We start from the raw sequence: 14,432 nt of genomic DNA, 5'->3' as shown, positions 1-14,432 counted from the left end.
GGCGGAACCTTAGCACGGATTGACAGAGTTCTCAATTGGAACTGATAATGAGTTCCAAATTAGAACTCATATTTGATTCGCGTGTCATACCGGGCACGCAGCGCCGGGCCAGCACAGTCTGGCACAGTCCGGCACAGAAACTTCGAGGAGGCCGCCAGATGGTCACGACTTCAACTGCCCGCCCAAAGGTTAGCGCCACAGCGCAACCAGCAGCCGCCGCGAAATCCAAGCGGCGCCAAGCGGGTGCCCCTAAATGGTTTCACCGCACCACCGGGGCGCTCAGCCGGGTCAGCCCTGGGTTGGCCTCCGCCGTGTTTGCCTATTTGTTTACCCGGCCCCAGCGGCAAAAACTGCCGCGCCGGGAACGGGACTGGTTGCTTCAGGCGACGGCCACCCCTTTGAAATTGACCGACGGCACCCAGGTGCCGCTCTATGAATGGCGCGGCGCGCGGCCCTTGGCGGGTGTGCGCGACGAGGCACCACTGCCGACGGTATTGCTGGTGCATGGCTTTGGTGGTCGCGCCGGACAGATGGGCGGTTTTGCGGCGCCCTTGGTGGCGGCCGGATATCGGGTGATTGCCTTTGATGCCCCGGCCCATGGGGCGGCGGCTGGAAGCCGCAGTTCGCTGCCGGAAATGTTGGAAGTGACGCAGCAGGTCGCCGCCCGGCTTGGCCCGCTGGCCGGGGTTGTGGCGCATTCCAACGGCGCGGCGGCGGTGATTGCGGCGCTCACGCGGGGGATGCAGGCTGACAGGGTGGCGCTTTTGGCGCCGATGCCGGATCTGCAAAGCTTTATCCAGCGCCTGGCCAGCCAGCTTGGCTTTTCTGCCAGCGTGGCAAAAGGAGCGCAAAGCCGGGTGGAAGCACGCTATGGCCTGCCGTTTTCGGCGCTAAAAGCCGCGACGCTCACCCCGCAGCTGACCTTGCCGACCTTGATCCTGCACGACAGCGGGGATCGGATAATCCCCTTGCAGGAGGTCGAAGATCTGGCGCGGGTCTGGAAGGCTGCGCGGCTGGAGGTGAGTGACGGGCTGGGCCATAACCGCTTGCTGCGGGACGCGACGGTGATTGCCTCGGTGGTTGCCCATTTGGGCGTGGCTACGCCGCGTTAGCGGCCAGCAGAGTGCGGCAGCTGACGGCTTGCATCTTGGCAGCGGCCCCGTGGGTCGGTTAGGTCTAGAGGCAGAGACAAACCACGAGGCAGAGAGGCAGAGGCGTACCGCAATGGTTGGTCTGGCCCGCTCACCCGCCCAAAGGAGGCCCCCGCCATGCAGATGAGTGACAGCAAAGAGATTGCCGCCCCCCCCGCCGAGGTCTACGCGGCCCTGCTGAACCCGGAGGTTCTGAAGGCCTGCGTCCCCGGCGCCCAAGAGGTGAACGGCAGCGTTGAAGAGGGCTTCGAGGCCTCGGTGACGCAGAAGGTCGGCCCGGTCAAAGCCACCTTCAAAGGCCAGGTCACCCTGTCGGATCTGATCGAGAACGAAAAGCTCACCATCACCGGCGAGGGCAAGGGCGGCGCGGCTGGCTTTGCCAAGGGCGGCGCGGTGGTCAGCCTGACCCCCTCTGAGACCGGCACCCTGTTGTCCTACGAGGTCGAGGCCAAAGTCGGCGGTAAGCTGGCGCAGCTGGGTAGCCGGATCATTGATGGTTTTGCAAAAAAGATGGCGGATCAGTTCTTTGTCAACCTGCAGACCCATCTTGCCCCCGAAGAGGCCGAGGCCGAAGAGGATGCGGGCGAGGGTGAGGAGAAAAAGGGTTGGTTCAAAAAGATCACCGGGAATTAACTCGCAAACCAGCTCCGCTGGCCATCCCGGCAACTTGCCCGCAGGCCTGCCAAGGGCTGCGGTGAAAAATCTCTCTGCGCAGGCGCACATATGTCTGCGCATGTCTTTGTGCTCCCGCTTACTGGTCGTGGCCTCCTGCGCTGGGTAGGGTGCAGCAAAATTGAAGCCTTTTGATCAAGGGAGGTCCCATGGCGGCGATCCTGACCATTTCCGATCTGCGCAAATCTTATGAGGGCGGCTTTGAAGCGCTCAAAGGGGTTTCGCTGGATATTGATGAGGGTGAAATCCTTGCCCTGCTGGGGCCAAATGGCGCTGGCAAGACCACGTTGATCTCGACCGTTTGCGGGATCACCACCCCCACCTCTGGGTCCGTGAAGGTGGGGGGACATTGTATCCTGACCGACTTTCGCGCCGCCCGCGCGCTTATCGGGCTGGTGCCGCAGGAGATCAATCTCGAACCCTTTGAAAAGGTGATCAACTCGGTGCGGTTTTCGCGCGGCCTGTTTGGCAAGCCCCGCAATGAGCCGCTGATCGAAGACATCCTGAAAAAGCTGTCGCTCTGGGATAAGCGCAACGCCCAGGTCAAAGAGCTGTCCGGCGGCATGAAACGCCGGGTGCTGATCGCCAAGGCGCTGGCCCATGAGCCGCGGGTTTTGTTCCTGGATGAACCCACCGCGGGGGTTGATGTCGAGCTGCGCAAAGACATGTGGGACGTGGTGCGGGAGCTGAAAGGCAACGGTGTGACCATCATCCTGACCACCCATTACATCGAAGAGGCCGAGGCAATTGCCGACCGCGTCGGGGTGATTGCCGATGGCCAGATCCTGTTGGTCAAAGACAAGGACGAGTTGATGGCGCAGCTGGGCAAAAAGCAGCTCTGCGTGCACCTTTCCGCGCCAATCACCGAGGTGCCCGCCAGCTTGGCAGAGCATGACCTGGCGCTGAGTGAGGCAGGTGATGCGCTGATTTACACCTATGACACCAAGGCCGACCGCACCGGCATCACCGCGCTGCTGAACGATGTGGCAAGTGCTGGCCTGGTGTTGGCGGATGTCTCCACCCGGCAATCCAGCCTTGAAGATATTTTTGTCGGCCTCGTGTCAGGAGAGAAGTCATGAACTGGACTGCTATCTGGTCAATCTACCGCTTTGAAATGACACGGTTCTTCCGCACTTTGTTCCAGAGCTTTCTGTCGCCTGTGCTGTCGACATCCTTGTATTTTGTGGTCTTTGGTGCCGCCATTGGCAGCCGCATTGATCAGGTGGATGGCATCGCCTACGGCGCCTTTATTGTCCCCGGCCTGATCATGCTCAGCGTGATGACGCAGAGTATTTCCAACGCCTCGTTTGGCATCTATTTCCCCAAGTTCATCGGCACGATTTACGAGCTGTTGTCAGCGCCGATAAATTTTCTGGAGATCGTGTTGGGATATGTGGGCGCGGCGGCAACCAAGGCCTTGTTCATTGGCGTTGTCATCCTGGCCACCTCAACCCTGTTTGTGGACATTTCAATCGCCCACCCCTTTGCCATGGTGGTGTTTTTGGTGCTGACCTGCCTCAGCTTTGCGCTGATGGGGTTTATCATCGGCATCTGGGCAAAGAATTTTGAGCAGTTGCAGCTGGTGCCGCTGCTGATCGTGACGCCGCTGGTTTTCCTGGGGGGATCGTTTTATTCGATCTCCATGCTGCCACCGATCTGGCAGAAAATTACCATGTTCAACCCGGTGGTCTATCTGATTTCCGGCTTTCGTTGGTCCTTCTTTGGCACCTCGGATGTGCCGGTGGGCACCAGCCTGATGGCAATTGGGCTGTTTACAGCGCTTTGCCTTGGGGTGATCTGGTGGATCTTCAAGACCGGCTGGCGCATCCGCTCCTGAGTGCTGTGCCGGGTTGGCCTAACGGTAGGAAATGCAAATAAAAGACTGACAATTAAGCAAAGGCTTCCAGCCTGGGCCGGGAGCGTTGCAAATATACACAGACACCCCCGGATTTTGACCGGAACAGGTTTTGTATCGGCGCCTCCCTTGTTTCACCCCCTACGGCGATCTACATCGGCGCAATGATGTTGCGCTTACCCTTTTTGAAAAAACCGCCCCTCGTCTCTGTTGTGCGCCTGTCCGGGGCCATTGGCATGGCCGGGCGTGGCGCCCTGAACGATGCGTCGCTGGCGCCGGTGCTGGAAGCGGCCTTTAGCAAGGGCAGGCCAGACGCTGTGGCGTTGGAGATCAACTCTCCCGGTGGCTCGCCGGTGCAAAGCTCGCTGATTGGCGCGCGCATTCGGCGCCTGGCAGAGGAAAAGGACGTCCCTGTCTTTGCCTTTGTCGAGGATGTCGCGGCCTCGGGGGGCTATTGGCTGGCGGTTGCAGCGGATGAGATCTGGGCCGATGCCAGCTCGATTGTTGGCTCTATCGGGGTGATTTCTGCGGGCTTTGGCGCCCAGGAGCTGCTCAACCGACATGGGGTTGAGCGCCGGGTCTATACCGCAGGCGAAAGCAAATCCATGCTCGACCCGTTTCAGGCAGAAAACCCGGAAGACGTTGCCCGTCTCAAGGGCTTGCTGGGCGATATACATGACAATTTCATCGACCACGTCACCGACCGGCGTGGCGATAAGCTCGACGGCAGTCATAAGCTGTTCACCGGCGAGATCTGGCTGGCCAAACGGGCCGCTGAGCTGGGCTTGATCGACGGTATCGGCCATATCAAGCCGACTTTGATGGCGCGCTTTGGCGACAAGGTGAAGCTGCGGCGCTACGGCGTCAAAAAACCCTTCCTGAGCCGGTTTGGTATCGAGCTGGCCAAAGATGTCGTGGCGGGCATCGAGGAGCGTGCGGATTTCGCGCGTTTTGGGCTGTGAAGTGATTTTTAAGATTGTAACCCTGTTTTTGGTGGTCATAGCGGTGCTGGCTATGTTCGGAAAGTTTACCTTTCCCGGGCAAAAAAGACTGCAATCCGCGCGCTGCTCCTCTTGTGGGCGGTTCAAGATTGGCAAAGGCCCCTGTGGCTGCAAGTTAAAAGGACCGCGCAAATGATGCCGTGGCTGCTTTGTGGGTTGGGTCTGGTGATCCTGCTTTTGGCTGGGGATGCACTGGTACGTGGTGCGGTGAACCTATCGCTGCGCCTTGGGGTGCCTGCCTTGATCGTCAGTCTGACGATTGTGGCCTTTGGCACCTCTGCACCTGAGCTGCTGATCGCGATCAAAGCGGTTGCAGAAAACGCCGATGGCATTGCAATGGGCAATGTGGTGGGCTCCAATACCGCCAACATTCTGATGGTTCTGGGCATTCCTGCCATCCTGGCCACTCTGCATACCAGCCAATGTGACAGCCGCAAAAGCTATGTGCTCATGCTTCTGGCCTCTGTCTTGTTCATTGGTCTGTCGATGTGTGGCACCCTGACGATCTGGTCTGGGTTGATCCTGCTGACGGCCCTGGCGCTGTTTCTGGGCGATGCCTTTCGCGATGCACGCAGCCATCGCAAAAACTGTTGCAGCGGCGACGAGGATGAGCCGCTGGAGGGGCTGGAAGAAGCCGACCCCAGCATGCCGGTCTGGAAGATCGCGATCTTTCTTGGGCTGGGCCTGATCGGCCTGCCACTGGGCGCGGATCTTTTGGTGGATAATGCCACGATCATTGCCCGGATGTACCAAGTCAGCGAGCCGGTCATTGGCCTGACCCTGGTTGCCATTGGCACCTCGCTGCCCGAGCTGGCCACTACGGTTATGGCAACCCTGCGCAAACAGGCGGATGTGGCGCTGGGCAATGTCATCGGTTCCAATATGTTCAACCTGCTGGCCATCATCGGCATTGCCACCCTGATCGGACCGATCACCGTGGATCCTGAATTCCTGCGCTTTGACCTTTGGGTCATGCTTGGTGCTTCGCTGCTGATCTTTCCTTTTGTGTTCTTCAAAAAGAACATCACCCGACTTTGGGGCTTTGGCCTGACGGGGCTTTACATTGGATATATCCTGGTGCTGTTTTGATCGCGGCAGCTGCTTTGCAGCAGTGAGAGGGAGCAAAAGATGCGTGCATTGGTAACAGGGGCGGGCAAGCGGCTTGGCCGGGCCATGGCGCTCAAGCTGGCGGCAGAAGGATATGATGTAGCGGTGCATTACGACCAGTCCGCCGCAGCCGCGGAGGACGTCGCTCAGGAAATCCGCGCCTTGGGACGTCGGGCAGTCACCCTGCAGGCGGATCTGCTCTGCCAGCAGGCCAGCCGGGATCTGCTGCCCCATGCGGCCTCTGCTCTGGGCGGTGCCATCACCTGCCTGGTGAACAATGCGTCGATTTTTGAACCAGACCTGCTGGAAACCGCCAGCACCACCAGCTGGGACCGTGCCTTTGACAGCAATCTGCGCGCACCTTTTCTGCTGACCCAGGCGATGGCGGCGCAAACTGTCGCGCTGCCCACAGACGCGGCCGGAGAGCCACAGGCCTGGGGGCTGGTGGTCAATATGATTGATCAGCGGGTGCGCAACCTGACGCCTGATTTCATCAGCTACACCCTGGCCAAATCAGCGCTTTGGACCCTGACGCAGACTGCAGCCCAGGCGCTGGCTCCAAGAATTCGCGTCAATGGGATCGGACCGGGTCCAACCCTGGCCAATGCCCATCAAAGCAGTGAGACCTTTGCCAAACAACGGGCTGCGACCATCCTGCAGCGCGGTGTCGATCCGGCGGATATTACCGCAGCCCTCGGCTATCTGCTCACCGCGCGGGCGGTGACAGGACAGCTCATTTGCGTCGATAGCGGCGAACACTTGGGCTGGGTCGAGAGCGAGAATTTTGACCGCGGCTGATTGCTGGTGCAATTACCCTAGGGAAAGTTGTGCACGTTTGGTGGTGTCGTCACAGATCCGTTACAAAAGAGTCTTTGTTTTCAAAAACTTGACAGGTAAGCAAAAAAGTTTCCTTTAGTTTCAGGTTGTTACAAATTAGCCTAAAAATTAAGCAGTGGTGAATTTCCCGCGCGAAATAAGGGAAAAGCGGGGATAGCCCAAAGATATCTTCAGGCTTATCCACAGGGGTGGTGGATTTGTTCAGGGCTTGAACCCGACGGTGGGTCATTGCAGCCGGGCGTTGGGAATCATATCACTGTGGCATGACAGATCAGACGCCAGAACAGCCCTCAGACAGCTCCGCAGACCACAGCGCCGAACTGCCGATTGCCGCCACCTCTGACGGGGAGGTGCCGCGCAGGGGCTATGCTGTGATTCAGGACTATCTCAAAACCCTGGATGCCTCTCCCGGGGTTTACCGGATGCTCGATTCTGAGAGCCGGGTGCTCTATGTGGGCAAGGCGCGCAATCTGCGGGCGCGGGTGTCGAACTATAGCCGCCCGGGCAACTCTGCCCGGATCGAGCGGATGATCGCGCTGACCACGCGGATGATGTTCCTTACCACCCGGACCGAGACCGAGGCGCTGCTGCTCGAGCAGAACCTGATCAAACAGCTGAAGCCCAAATACAACGTGCTGCTGCGCGACGACAAAAGCTTTCCCAGTATTCTGGTGGCCAAGGATCACCCCTTTGCGCAGCTCAAAAAGCATCGCGGTGCGCGCAAGCAAAAGGGCAGCTATTTTGGCCCCTTCGCCGGGGCGGGGGCAGTCAACCGGACGCTCAATCAGCTGCAAAAGGCATTTTTGCTGCGGGATTGTTCCAATGCGATGTTTGAGAGCCGCACGCGGCCCTGTTTGCAGTATCAGATCAAGCGCTGTTCGGCCCCCTGTACCGGCGAGATCTCTGAGGAGGAATACGGCCTGGCGGTGCGCGATGCCGAGAGGTTCCTGTCCGGGCGCTCCACCAAGATCCAGGAGGAACTGGCGGCGGAGATGATGAAGGCCTCCGAGGCGATGGAGTTTGAACGCGCTGCCGCCCTGCGGGACCGTATCAAGGCGCTGACCCAGGTGCAGTCCAGCCAGGGGATCAACCCGCGCGGGGTTGCCGAAGCCGATATCATCGGGCTGCATATGGAGGGCGGTCAGGCCTGTGTGCAGGTGTTCTTTATCCGCGCCAATCAGAACTGGGGCAATCAGGATTTCTACCCCCGTGTCGATGCGGATATGAGCCCCGCCGAGGTGATGGAGGCCTTCTTGGGTCAGTTCTATGACAACAAGGAACCACCACGCCAGCTGATCCTGTCGGATGCGATCGAAAACACCGACCTGATGGAAGAGGCGCTCAGCGGCAAGGCAGAGCGCAAGGTCGAGATCCTGGTGCCCCTGCGCGGTGAAAAGACCGAGCTGGTGGCGGGCGCCGTGCGCAATGCCCGCGAAAGCCTGGCGCGGCGCATGGCCGAAAGCGCCACCCAGATCAAACTGTTGAAAGGTCTGGCAGAGGCCTTTGGCCTGAAGGCTCCGCCGCAGCGGATCGAGGTCTATGACAACTCGCATATTCAAGGCACCAATGCGGTTGGCGGCATGATCGTGGCCGGCCCCGAGGGCTTTATGAAAAACGCCTATCGCAAGTTTAACATCAAGGGGGACGATCTGGTGCCCGGCGATGACTTTGGCATGATGAAAGAGGTGCTGAACCGGCGCTTTTCCCGCCTGAAGAAAGAAGACCCTGACCGCTCCAAGGGGCAGTGGCCTGACCTGCTGCTGATCGACGGTGGCGCCGGGCAGGTCTCGGCGGTGGCAGAAATCATGGCGGAACACGGCGTCGAGGATATTCCCATGGTGGGGGTCGCCAAGGGCGTGGATCGCGACCACGGTAAGGAAGAATTCCACCGGCTGGGGGAGAATGCCTTTGCCTTGCAGCGCAATGACCCGGTGCTGTATTTTGTCCAGCGCATGCGCGACGAGGCGCACCGCTTTGCCATTGGCACCCACCGGGCCAAACGGGCCAAGGCAGTGGGGGCAACACCGTTGGATGATGTTCCAGGTGTTGGCGCCGGCCGCAAACGCGCCTTGCTCAGGCATTTTGGCAGCGCCAAAGCGGTGAGCCGCGCCGATCTGCTGGACCTGAAGGCGGTTGACGGCATTTCAAGCGCCCTGGCGGAAACGATCTACGATTTCTTTCATGAAAAAGGGTAGGGGCTACGGTGCCTCCTCCTTGGGGGTGCGACTAATTGCTCTCGTTGGTCTGACTGCTTGCGCCCAGCCTGCAGATTGGCCTCAGAAAGAGGTGCTGTTTTTCGGCGCACCGGGTCGAACCGGAACTCAGCTGGTTGGGTGCATTGTTGCCATTTAACTTGATGGCAAAAGGCGTTCACAACTCCGGCGACCAGTCATTCTGTCGACGACCCATTCTGTCGACTACCCGGGGAGCCAATTCCCTCAGCCCCGCGCGCCTTTATCCGCAGATTTTGGGGGATTGTTTTCGCCCTGGCTCATAGCAAGAAAATCACCTCTGCGTGCTTTCCCTTGGGGAAAGTGCCTTATGCGTCTTTTATGTTTGAAAGGCCCATTGTAGGGTCGCCTGCATGAAATGGACCCTGCCCAATATCCTGACTGTGGTGCGCCTGCTGGCAGCGCCGGGTCTCGCCGTTATGTTTCTCTATTTTGCCCGCCCCCTGGCGGATTGGTTTGCGCTGATTCTGTTTGTCGGGGCGGCTGTCACCGATTGGTTTGATGGCTATCTGGCACGCGCCTGGCAGCAGGAAACCAAAATGGGGGCGATGCTGGATCCCATTGCGGACAAGGCCATGGTGGTTGTGGCGCTGATGATCCTGGTGGGCTATGCGGATGAGCACTGGACGCCCTGGCTGGTGCTGCCTGCCACGGTGATCCTGTTTCGCGAGGTTTTTGTCTCGGGCCTGCGTGAGTTTCTGGGCGACACCGCTGGAACTTTGAAGGTGACGCAGTTGGCCAAGTGGAAGACCACGGCTCAGATGGTGGCAATTGCCACGCTGTTTTCCCAAGGGGTTTTTGAGCACTATCTGGTGATGTCCTCCTTTGGCATGGATGAGGCGCTGGTGGCTGAGATTCTGTCGGGGCAGGTCGAAGACCTGCATGGGCTGCGCTGGAAGCTGGACGGCATGTTCTGGACCGGGCGTATCGGGCTGTGGCTGTTGTGGATTGCGGCGGCTCTGACCCTGATCACCGGGGCTGATTACATGCGCAAGGCGCTGCCGCATCTGAAGGAGAGCAACTGATGGATGTCGTCTATTTTGCCTGGGTGCGTGAACGTATCGGAGTGCCCCGCGAGCGGGTTGAAACCAGCGCCGCCACGGTAGCGGACCTGGTGGCAGAACTGTCAGCGCGCGAAGAACGCTATAGCGCGGCCTTTGCCGATCTTTCCGCCCTGCGGGTGGCCTTGGATCAGGAGCTTTCAGATTTTGCGGCCCCTCTTGAGGGGGTGCGCGAAGTGGCCTTCTTTCCGCCGATGACCGGGGGCTAGGGGCATGCAGGTGCGGGTGCAGCAAGAGCATTTTGAGCTCGGGGCGCAAAGCGATGCCTTTGCCGCCGTGGTTGGTGGTGCCGGCGCGATTGTCACCTTTACCGGTGTGGTGCGCGATGCGGATGCCGGGGATCTGGTGGCGATGGAGATTGAGCATTATCCGGCGATGACCCAAAAGGCGCTGGAGGCGATAGCCGCTGAGGCCAAGACCCGCTGGTCGCTGGCGGATGTGCTGGTGATACACCGCTACGGCCGCCTGGTGCCGGGCGAGCGGATCATGATGGTGGCCACAGCCGCGCGCCATCGCAAACATGCTTTTGAGGCGGCTGAATTCCTGATGGATTATCTGAAGTCGCGGGCGCCCTTCTGGAAGAAGGAGATCCTGGCGGATGGCCAAGCGGATTGGGTGGCTGCCAAGGCAGATGACGAGGCCGCGCTAGAGCGCTGGTAATTAAGCGACGCAGCTGATTTCGTAAAACAACAAGACGTCAGGTCCAGCAACAGGGGGGGCTCCCGCCTGTTGCGGCACATTCAAAGAATGTACCTGCTCAGTTGGGCCCCGCACCGCGCTGCGCGCGGTGCGGTTGCGTATTATCAGCAAAGAGGCACCTGTGGTGGCAGACCTGTTCTAGTGCCCCTGCTTCTAGTGGCCCTGTATTCAGCCGTGTCCAGCCGTTGGAACTGGCCTGCCGGTGAGATCAGCCCTGTTTGGTTAGAAAGGGGGGAAACGGGTCTACGGGCTGAGCGGGGCTGGGTGGCATTGGGCTGACAGGCGCACGGTGGCGCGCCTCGCGGCAGCGAGGCGCTGGGCCCAAGGCCTTTCAGCGTGGCTATGCCACTCTGAGGGCGCGGGAGCCCCCCCCTTCTTTGAGGCGCCGTCCATTGAACCTGTCCAGCTTTGAGATCCCGTCCTATTGCGCGGCTTTTTTTCGAGGGAGCACGATCGCCAGGGATGTGATTTTGGCAGATCTGACATCCATATGACGGCCCGCCCTTGCCAGCCTTGGGCTGCGCGGGCGGGTGGAGGCCGCGAGGCCGCTTAGTCCTGTTGCAGGTAGCTGCGCAGCTCTTCTGCCTCGCGGCGGGCATCGCGCAACCCGTCCATGGCGGCGCTGAGTTCCGCCTCTGTCTGGGTCAGTTGATTGCTCAGCTCGGCCTCGCGTTGCTGCAGGTAGGTGATGGCCTGATCGCGGGTTTCTTCGGCTTCGTGCAGTTCCTGGCTCATCCGGTCCAGATCGGCAACGTCGCTTTGGCGCACACGGGTAAACCGGTGCACCAGCCAGTTGGCAAACCAGCCCATGGCGAAGGCCACAAACAGGATGATGGCGGTGGTGAGGATGAACTCTGCTCTGTTCATTGTCCTGTGTTCTCCTGTTCGTTGCTATCCGGGGCTGTCGCGCCCGCAGCGGCGTCCTGCGCTGTTTCTGCGGCCTCTTCGAGGGTGGTTTCTCCCTCCGAGGTGGTTTCGGGGAGGATCAGGCGGAATTCGATCCTGCGGTTGGCTTCCCGCCCTTCCTCGCTGTCATTGGTGGCGATCGGCTGGCTTTCGCCATAGCCGGTGGCAATAAAGGCAGAGGTGCGGATGCGGCGGGCGCGCAGTTCATTCAGGATCGACTGCGCCCGCGCCTGGCTCAGCGTCTGGTTCATGCCCTCGCGACCCTGACTGTCGGTATGGCCTTGTATTTCCAACCGGATTGGCCCGCATTTTTCCAAAATGATAGCGATGTGATCCAGCACCACGCTGCTGCCCGCTGCCACTGTTGCCGAGCCGGGCTCAAAACCGATCTTGCCGCTGCTGGCCTGCGCTCCGGTCAGCTGCGCAGCGCAAAGCTCTGCGCTCAGCGGCTGGTCTTTGGGAGCTGGCGGTTCTTCATAGGTCACCGCCAGCTCGTAGCTTTCTGCCTCACCAAGCTTGGCGGCGAGGAAGCCCGACACCTCGGCCAGGGTGTCTTCCTGATGGCTCATGCCGCGCAGCTGCAGATTGTCCGGTGTCACGGTGACCGAGCCGCGTGCAAGATGCGACAGGGCTTCCAAACCGGCCAAAACCCGCACTGGCCAGTCGGCGGGCAGATCGGCAACCACACGGGTGGCCGTATGAACCTGATCCGAGCCAAACCGCGCCTTGGCGTAGCTGCTGGCGATATCGCGCGAAATGGCATCGTTGATACGGCCACGCAACTGCACCTGCCCCTCAGGGCTGAGTGTCGCAGTGAACTCCGGGGGGCCGGCGGTGCCGTCGCTGTCGGGCACCGGCAGGACCGCATGCAGAGAGAAGACCTCTGGCAGGGCGTTTTCCAGCTCTCCCACGATCTTGTCAAACCGATCAGGGGCGGTGCCTTCGGCGGCAACCAGGGTGATATCGGCATTGGCGATGGTGACGGTGCCCTGACCCAAGGCGGCAAGGCTGGAAATGCTCAGGGCGCTGGCCCGGGACCAGTTCGGCGACGGCACCCCCATGCCAATGACGCAATCTACCTGGCCCTCAAGCCCGGCGGCACGGGCGGCGCTGAGGATCGCCGCACGGCTTTCGGCGCTTTCGGCAGAGCAGGCATCAAAACGTGCACCACCTTCGCCAATCAGGAAGCGCAGGGTAAAGGGGCTGATCACCGGGCGGGCGGCGGTGATATCGAGCACCAGATGAAGTTCGGGCGGCGCCATGCGGGTCAGTTGGGTCTGCAGTTTGTCTTTTGCGGCATCCGATTTTGCCATGGTGGTGATCTTGATGGTTTCTGCATCCACCGAGATCTTGGCGCGTGGCAACAGCTCCAGCGCCGAAATGGCATAGCGCAGGGCCTCCGACCAGCCGTCTGGCGCCGGATACCGTGCGGTCTCCAGAAGGTCGGCGACCTGTCCTGCCTCTTTCATGTCGTTCAGCTGGTTCACCAGCTCCGCGCGTGAGGTCGTGGTCGGGATCAGGCCAATGATAGAGATGCCACTGTGATTGCGCAGAATTTCCGCCGAAAACCGGGGTGCGGCGATGCCCTTGGAGGGGGGGACCGACATTTCATCAATCACCCGCGAAGCATCCACCACCCCGCCGGCCAGCGACAGCGCGGCAAAGCGGGTGGCCTCATCCGGGGCAACCCCCTGCAGGGTTACTCGCAGCCCGTCAGAGATCACTTCAGCCCAGCCCATGCCGCCTTCGTCCAGGGCACGGCGCAGGGCGGTTTCGCTGTTTTGCTCCACCGCGGTCACTGCAAAACTGGCCGCAACCAGGCTGATGCCGGCAGCCGCTGCAAAGGTCAGGGTGGGGGTCAAAAGCGAAGACAGGCGCATAAAACGGCTATTCCTTGGAAAAACTGCGTCTTGTGTATAGCCCCGCGCCGGGCGTTTCAATCAGAGGAAGGCTGCCAGAACAAAGAATATAAGCGGAATCAAGCCGGTATCTCGGTTCAGCCGAAACAGCTGCAACAGACGCTGATTGTTCTCGGCGTCAAAGATCCGCAATTGCCAGGTCATATGCCAGCCCATTGCCCAGGGACCGAGCAAGGCAAGCCCCAAAGCCCAGAAATTGTCATCAAGGTCCAGGCTCAGAATAATGGCAAAGGCCATCAGGCTGACAGTGCCAACGATAAAGCGACGCAGCCAGGTGGGGGTATTGGTGCCAAACAGCCGGGCGGTGGATTTCACCCCGATCAGCGCATCATCCTCGGTATCTTGATGGGCATAGATGGTGTCATAAAACAGCGTCCAGCTGATGCCGGCAAAATACAGGAACACCGCAGGCCAGTGCAGGGCGCCGGTATGTGCGGTCCAGGCCCACAGGGCGCCCCAGTTGAAGGCCAGCCCTAAAAACACCTGCGGCCACCAGGTAAACCGCTTGGCAAAGGGATAGATCGCCACCGGCAACAGTGCCAGAATCCCCATCGAGATCGCCATCGGGTTAAAGGTCAGCAGGATGCCAAAGGCGATCAGCGCCTGCGCCACCATCCAAAGGACCGCGCCCCTGACCGTCACCTGTCCCGAAGGGATCGGCCGCGATCGGGTACGTTCAACCGCGCCGTCAATATCGCGATCCGCAATGTCGTTCCAGGTGCAGCCGGCGCCGCGCATCAGCCAGGCACCCAGGGCGCAGGCAATGGCGATCCAGGCATCTTCCCAGCGCGGGCTTCCATCCCACAGGATCGCCAGGGCCAGCCCCCACCAGCAGGGGATCAACAAGAGCCAGGTGCCAATGGGGCGGTCGGCACGGCTGAGCCGCAGATAGGGGCGGCTCCAGCCTGGTGCATATTGATCAACCCAGTTGTCTTTGACCGCATCTGCGACCTGGCCATCTGGTTTTGGCGCGTCACCTTGCATATGTAGGGC

General features: G+C 60.4%; 14 protein-coding genes. 11 read left to right on the top strand and 3 right to left on the bottom strand.

Annotated features, from left to right (window positions below; translation table 11 throughout):
- Nucleotides 1–158: 158 nt before the first annotated feature.
- The 11 genes from JZI28_RS16280 to JZI28_RS16230 all read left to right on the top strand — a co-directional run bounded on the left by JZI28_RS16280 (nucleotide 159) and on the right by JZI28_RS16230 (nucleotide 10,575).
- Complete coding sequence (locus JZI28_RS16280) at nucleotides 159–1,112, top strand: alpha/beta hydrolase (RefSeq protein ID WP_375698281.1); 954 nt, start codon at nucleotides 159–161, stop codon at nucleotides 1,110–1,112.
- Between the two features lie 156 nt (nucleotides 1,113–1,268).
- Nucleotides 1,269–1,784 (top strand): CoxG family protein, encoded by a 516-nt coding sequence (locus tag JZI28_RS16275; RefSeq protein WP_295454836.1) that lies wholly within the window; start codon nucleotides 1,269–1,271, stop codon nucleotides 1,782–1,784.
- 188 nt (nucleotides 1,785–1,972) lie between these two features.
- Nucleotides 1,973–2,902, top strand: coding sequence for an ABC transporter ATP-binding protein (locus tag JZI28_RS16270; RefSeq protein WP_297341169.1), 930 nt, complete (start codon nucleotides 1,973–1,975; stop codon nucleotides 2,900–2,902).
- Nucleotides 2,899–3,660: an ABC transporter permease gene (locus JZI28_RS16265; protein ID WP_297341170.1), complete on the top strand. Its 762-nt coding sequence runs from the start codon at nucleotides 2,899–2,901 to the stop codon at nucleotides 3,658–3,660. Before JZI28_RS16270 ends, JZI28_RS16265 begins: the two co-directional genes overlap by 4 nt.
- Nucleotides 3,661–3,842: 182 nt before the next feature.
- Nucleotides 3,843–4,640 (top strand): S49 family peptidase, encoded by a 798-nt coding sequence (locus JZI28_RS16260; RefSeq protein WP_375698279.1) that lies wholly within the window; start codon nucleotides 3,843–3,845, stop codon nucleotides 4,638–4,640.
- Nucleotides 4,641–4,811: 171 nt separating this feature from the next.
- Nucleotides 4,812–5,768, top strand: coding sequence for a calcium/sodium antiporter (locus JZI28_RS16255; protein WP_297341172.1), 957 nt, complete (start codon nucleotides 4,812–4,814; stop codon nucleotides 5,766–5,768).
- A 39-nt stretch (nucleotides 5,769–5,807) separates the two neighbouring features.
- Entirely contained in the window at nucleotides 5,808–6,584 is a 777-nt protein-coding gene (locus tag JZI28_RS16250) for an SDR family oxidoreductase (protein WP_375698277.1), read from the top strand.
- A gap of 302 nt (nucleotides 6,585–6,886) precedes the next feature.
- Nucleotides 6,887–8,818, top strand: a complete 1,932-nt coding sequence (gene uvrC, locus JZI28_RS16245) for an excinuclease ABC subunit UvrC (protein ID WP_375698276.1) — start codon at nucleotides 6,887–6,889, stop codon at nucleotides 8,816–8,818.
- 389 nt (nucleotides 8,819–9,207) lie between these two features.
- Nucleotides 9,208–9,879 carry a CDP-diacylglycerol--glycerol-3-phosphate 3-phosphatidyltransferase gene (pgsA, locus tag JZI28_RS16240; RefSeq protein ID WP_295454847.1) on the top strand — a complete coding sequence of 224 codons (672 nt, stop codon included), beginning with the start codon at nucleotides 9,208–9,210 and terminating at the stop codon, nucleotides 9,877–9,879.
- The gene (moaD, locus tag JZI28_RS16235; RefSeq protein WP_295454849.1) at nucleotides 9,879–10,124 is read left to right on the top strand and encodes a molybdopterin converting factor subunit 1; all 246 of its coding nucleotides are present in this window, start codon (nucleotides 9,879–9,881) and stop codon (nucleotides 10,122–10,124) included. Before pgsA ends, moaD begins: the two co-directional genes overlap by 1 nt.
- Nucleotides 10,125–10,128: 4 nt before the next feature.
- On the top strand, nucleotides 10,129–10,575 hold the full coding sequence (locus JZI28_RS16230; protein WP_375698275.1) for a molybdenum cofactor biosynthesis protein MoaE: 447 nt from the start codon (nucleotides 10,129–10,131) through the stop codon (nucleotides 10,573–10,575).
- A 588-nt stretch (nucleotides 10,576–11,163) separates the two neighbouring features.
- Here the strand turns inward: JZI28_RS16230 and JZI28_RS16225 are convergent.
- The 3 genes from JZI28_RS16225 to ubiA are packed head-to-tail and all read right to left on the bottom strand — an operon-like array spanning nucleotide 11,164 to nucleotide 14,423.
- Nucleotides 11,164–11,481: a hypothetical protein gene (locus tag JZI28_RS16225; RefSeq protein WP_295454852.1), complete on the bottom strand. Its 318-nt coding sequence runs from the start codon at nucleotides 11,479–11,481 to the stop codon at nucleotides 11,164–11,166.
- Entirely contained in the window at nucleotides 11,478–13,400 is a 1,923-nt protein-coding gene (locus JZI28_RS16220; RefSeq protein WP_375698274.1) for an OmpA family protein, read from the bottom strand. Before JZI28_RS16220 ends, JZI28_RS16225 begins: the two co-directional genes overlap by 4 nt.
- 60 nt (nucleotides 13,401–13,460) lie before the next feature.
- Nucleotides 13,461–14,423: a 4-hydroxybenzoate octaprenyltransferase gene (gene ubiA, locus JZI28_RS16215; RefSeq protein ID WP_375698273.1), complete on the bottom strand. Its 963-nt coding sequence runs from the start codon at nucleotides 14,421–14,423 to the stop codon at nucleotides 13,461–13,463.
- Between the last annotated feature and the right edge of the window lie 9 nt (nucleotides 14,424–14,432).

The sequence above is a fragment of the Pseudophaeobacter sp. TrK17 genome (assembly GCF_042192375.1).
Lineage (GTDB): Bacteria > Pseudomonadota > Alphaproteobacteria > Rhodobacterales > Rhodobacteraceae > Pseudophaeobacter.
The sequence above is the reverse complement of the archived record's forward strand: the minus strand, read 5'-3'. Positions and strand labels throughout refer to the sequence as shown.

Coding starts and splice junctions, on each gene's coding strand:
- JZI28_RS16280 (WP_375698281.1), top strand. CDS start 159: ATGGTCACGACTTCAACTGCCCGCCCAAAGGTTAGCGCCACAGCGCAA.
- JZI28_RS16275 (WP_295454836.1), top strand. CDS start 1,269: ATGCAGATGAGTGACAGCAAAGAGATTGCCGCCCCCCCCGCCGAGGTC.
- JZI28_RS16270 (WP_297341169.1), top strand. CDS start 1,973: ATGGCGGCGATCCTGACCATTTCCGATCTGCGCAAATCTTATGAGGGC.
- JZI28_RS16265 (WP_297341170.1), top strand. CDS start 2,899: ATGAACTGGACTGCTATCTGGTCAATCTACCGCTTTGAAATGACACGG.
- JZI28_RS16260 (WP_375698279.1), top strand. CDS start 3,843: ATGATGTTGCGCTTACCCTTTTTGAAAAAACCGCCCCTCGTCTCTGTT.
- JZI28_RS16255 (WP_297341172.1), top strand. CDS start 4,812: ATGATGCCGTGGCTGCTTTGTGGGTTGGGTCTGGTGATCCTGCTTTTG.
- JZI28_RS16250 (WP_375698277.1), top strand. CDS start 5,808: ATGCGTGCATTGGTAACAGGGGCGGGCAAGCGGCTTGGCCGGGCCATG.
- uvrC (WP_375698276.1), top strand. CDS start 6,887: ATGACAGATCAGACGCCAGAACAGCCCTCAGACAGCTCCGCAGACCAC.
- pgsA (WP_295454847.1), top strand. CDS start 9,208: ATGAAATGGACCCTGCCCAATATCCTGACTGTGGTGCGCCTGCTGGCA.
- moaD (WP_295454849.1), top strand. CDS start 9,879: ATGGATGTCGTCTATTTTGCCTGGGTGCGTGAACGTATCGGAGTGCCC.
- JZI28_RS16230 (WP_375698275.1), top strand. CDS start 10,129: ATGCAGGTGCGGGTGCAGCAAGAGCATTTTGAGCTCGGGGCGCAAAGC.
- JZI28_RS16225 (WP_295454852.1), bottom strand. CDS start 11,481: ATGAACAGAGCAGAGTTCATCCTCACCACCGCCATCATCCTGTTTGTG.
- JZI28_RS16220 (WP_375698274.1), bottom strand. CDS start 13,400: ATGCGCCTGTCTTCGCTTTTGACCCCCACCCTGACCTTTGCAGCGGCT.
- ubiA (WP_375698273.1), bottom strand. CDS start 14,423: ATGCAAGGTGACGCGCCAAAACCAGATGGCCAGGTCGCAGATGCGGTC.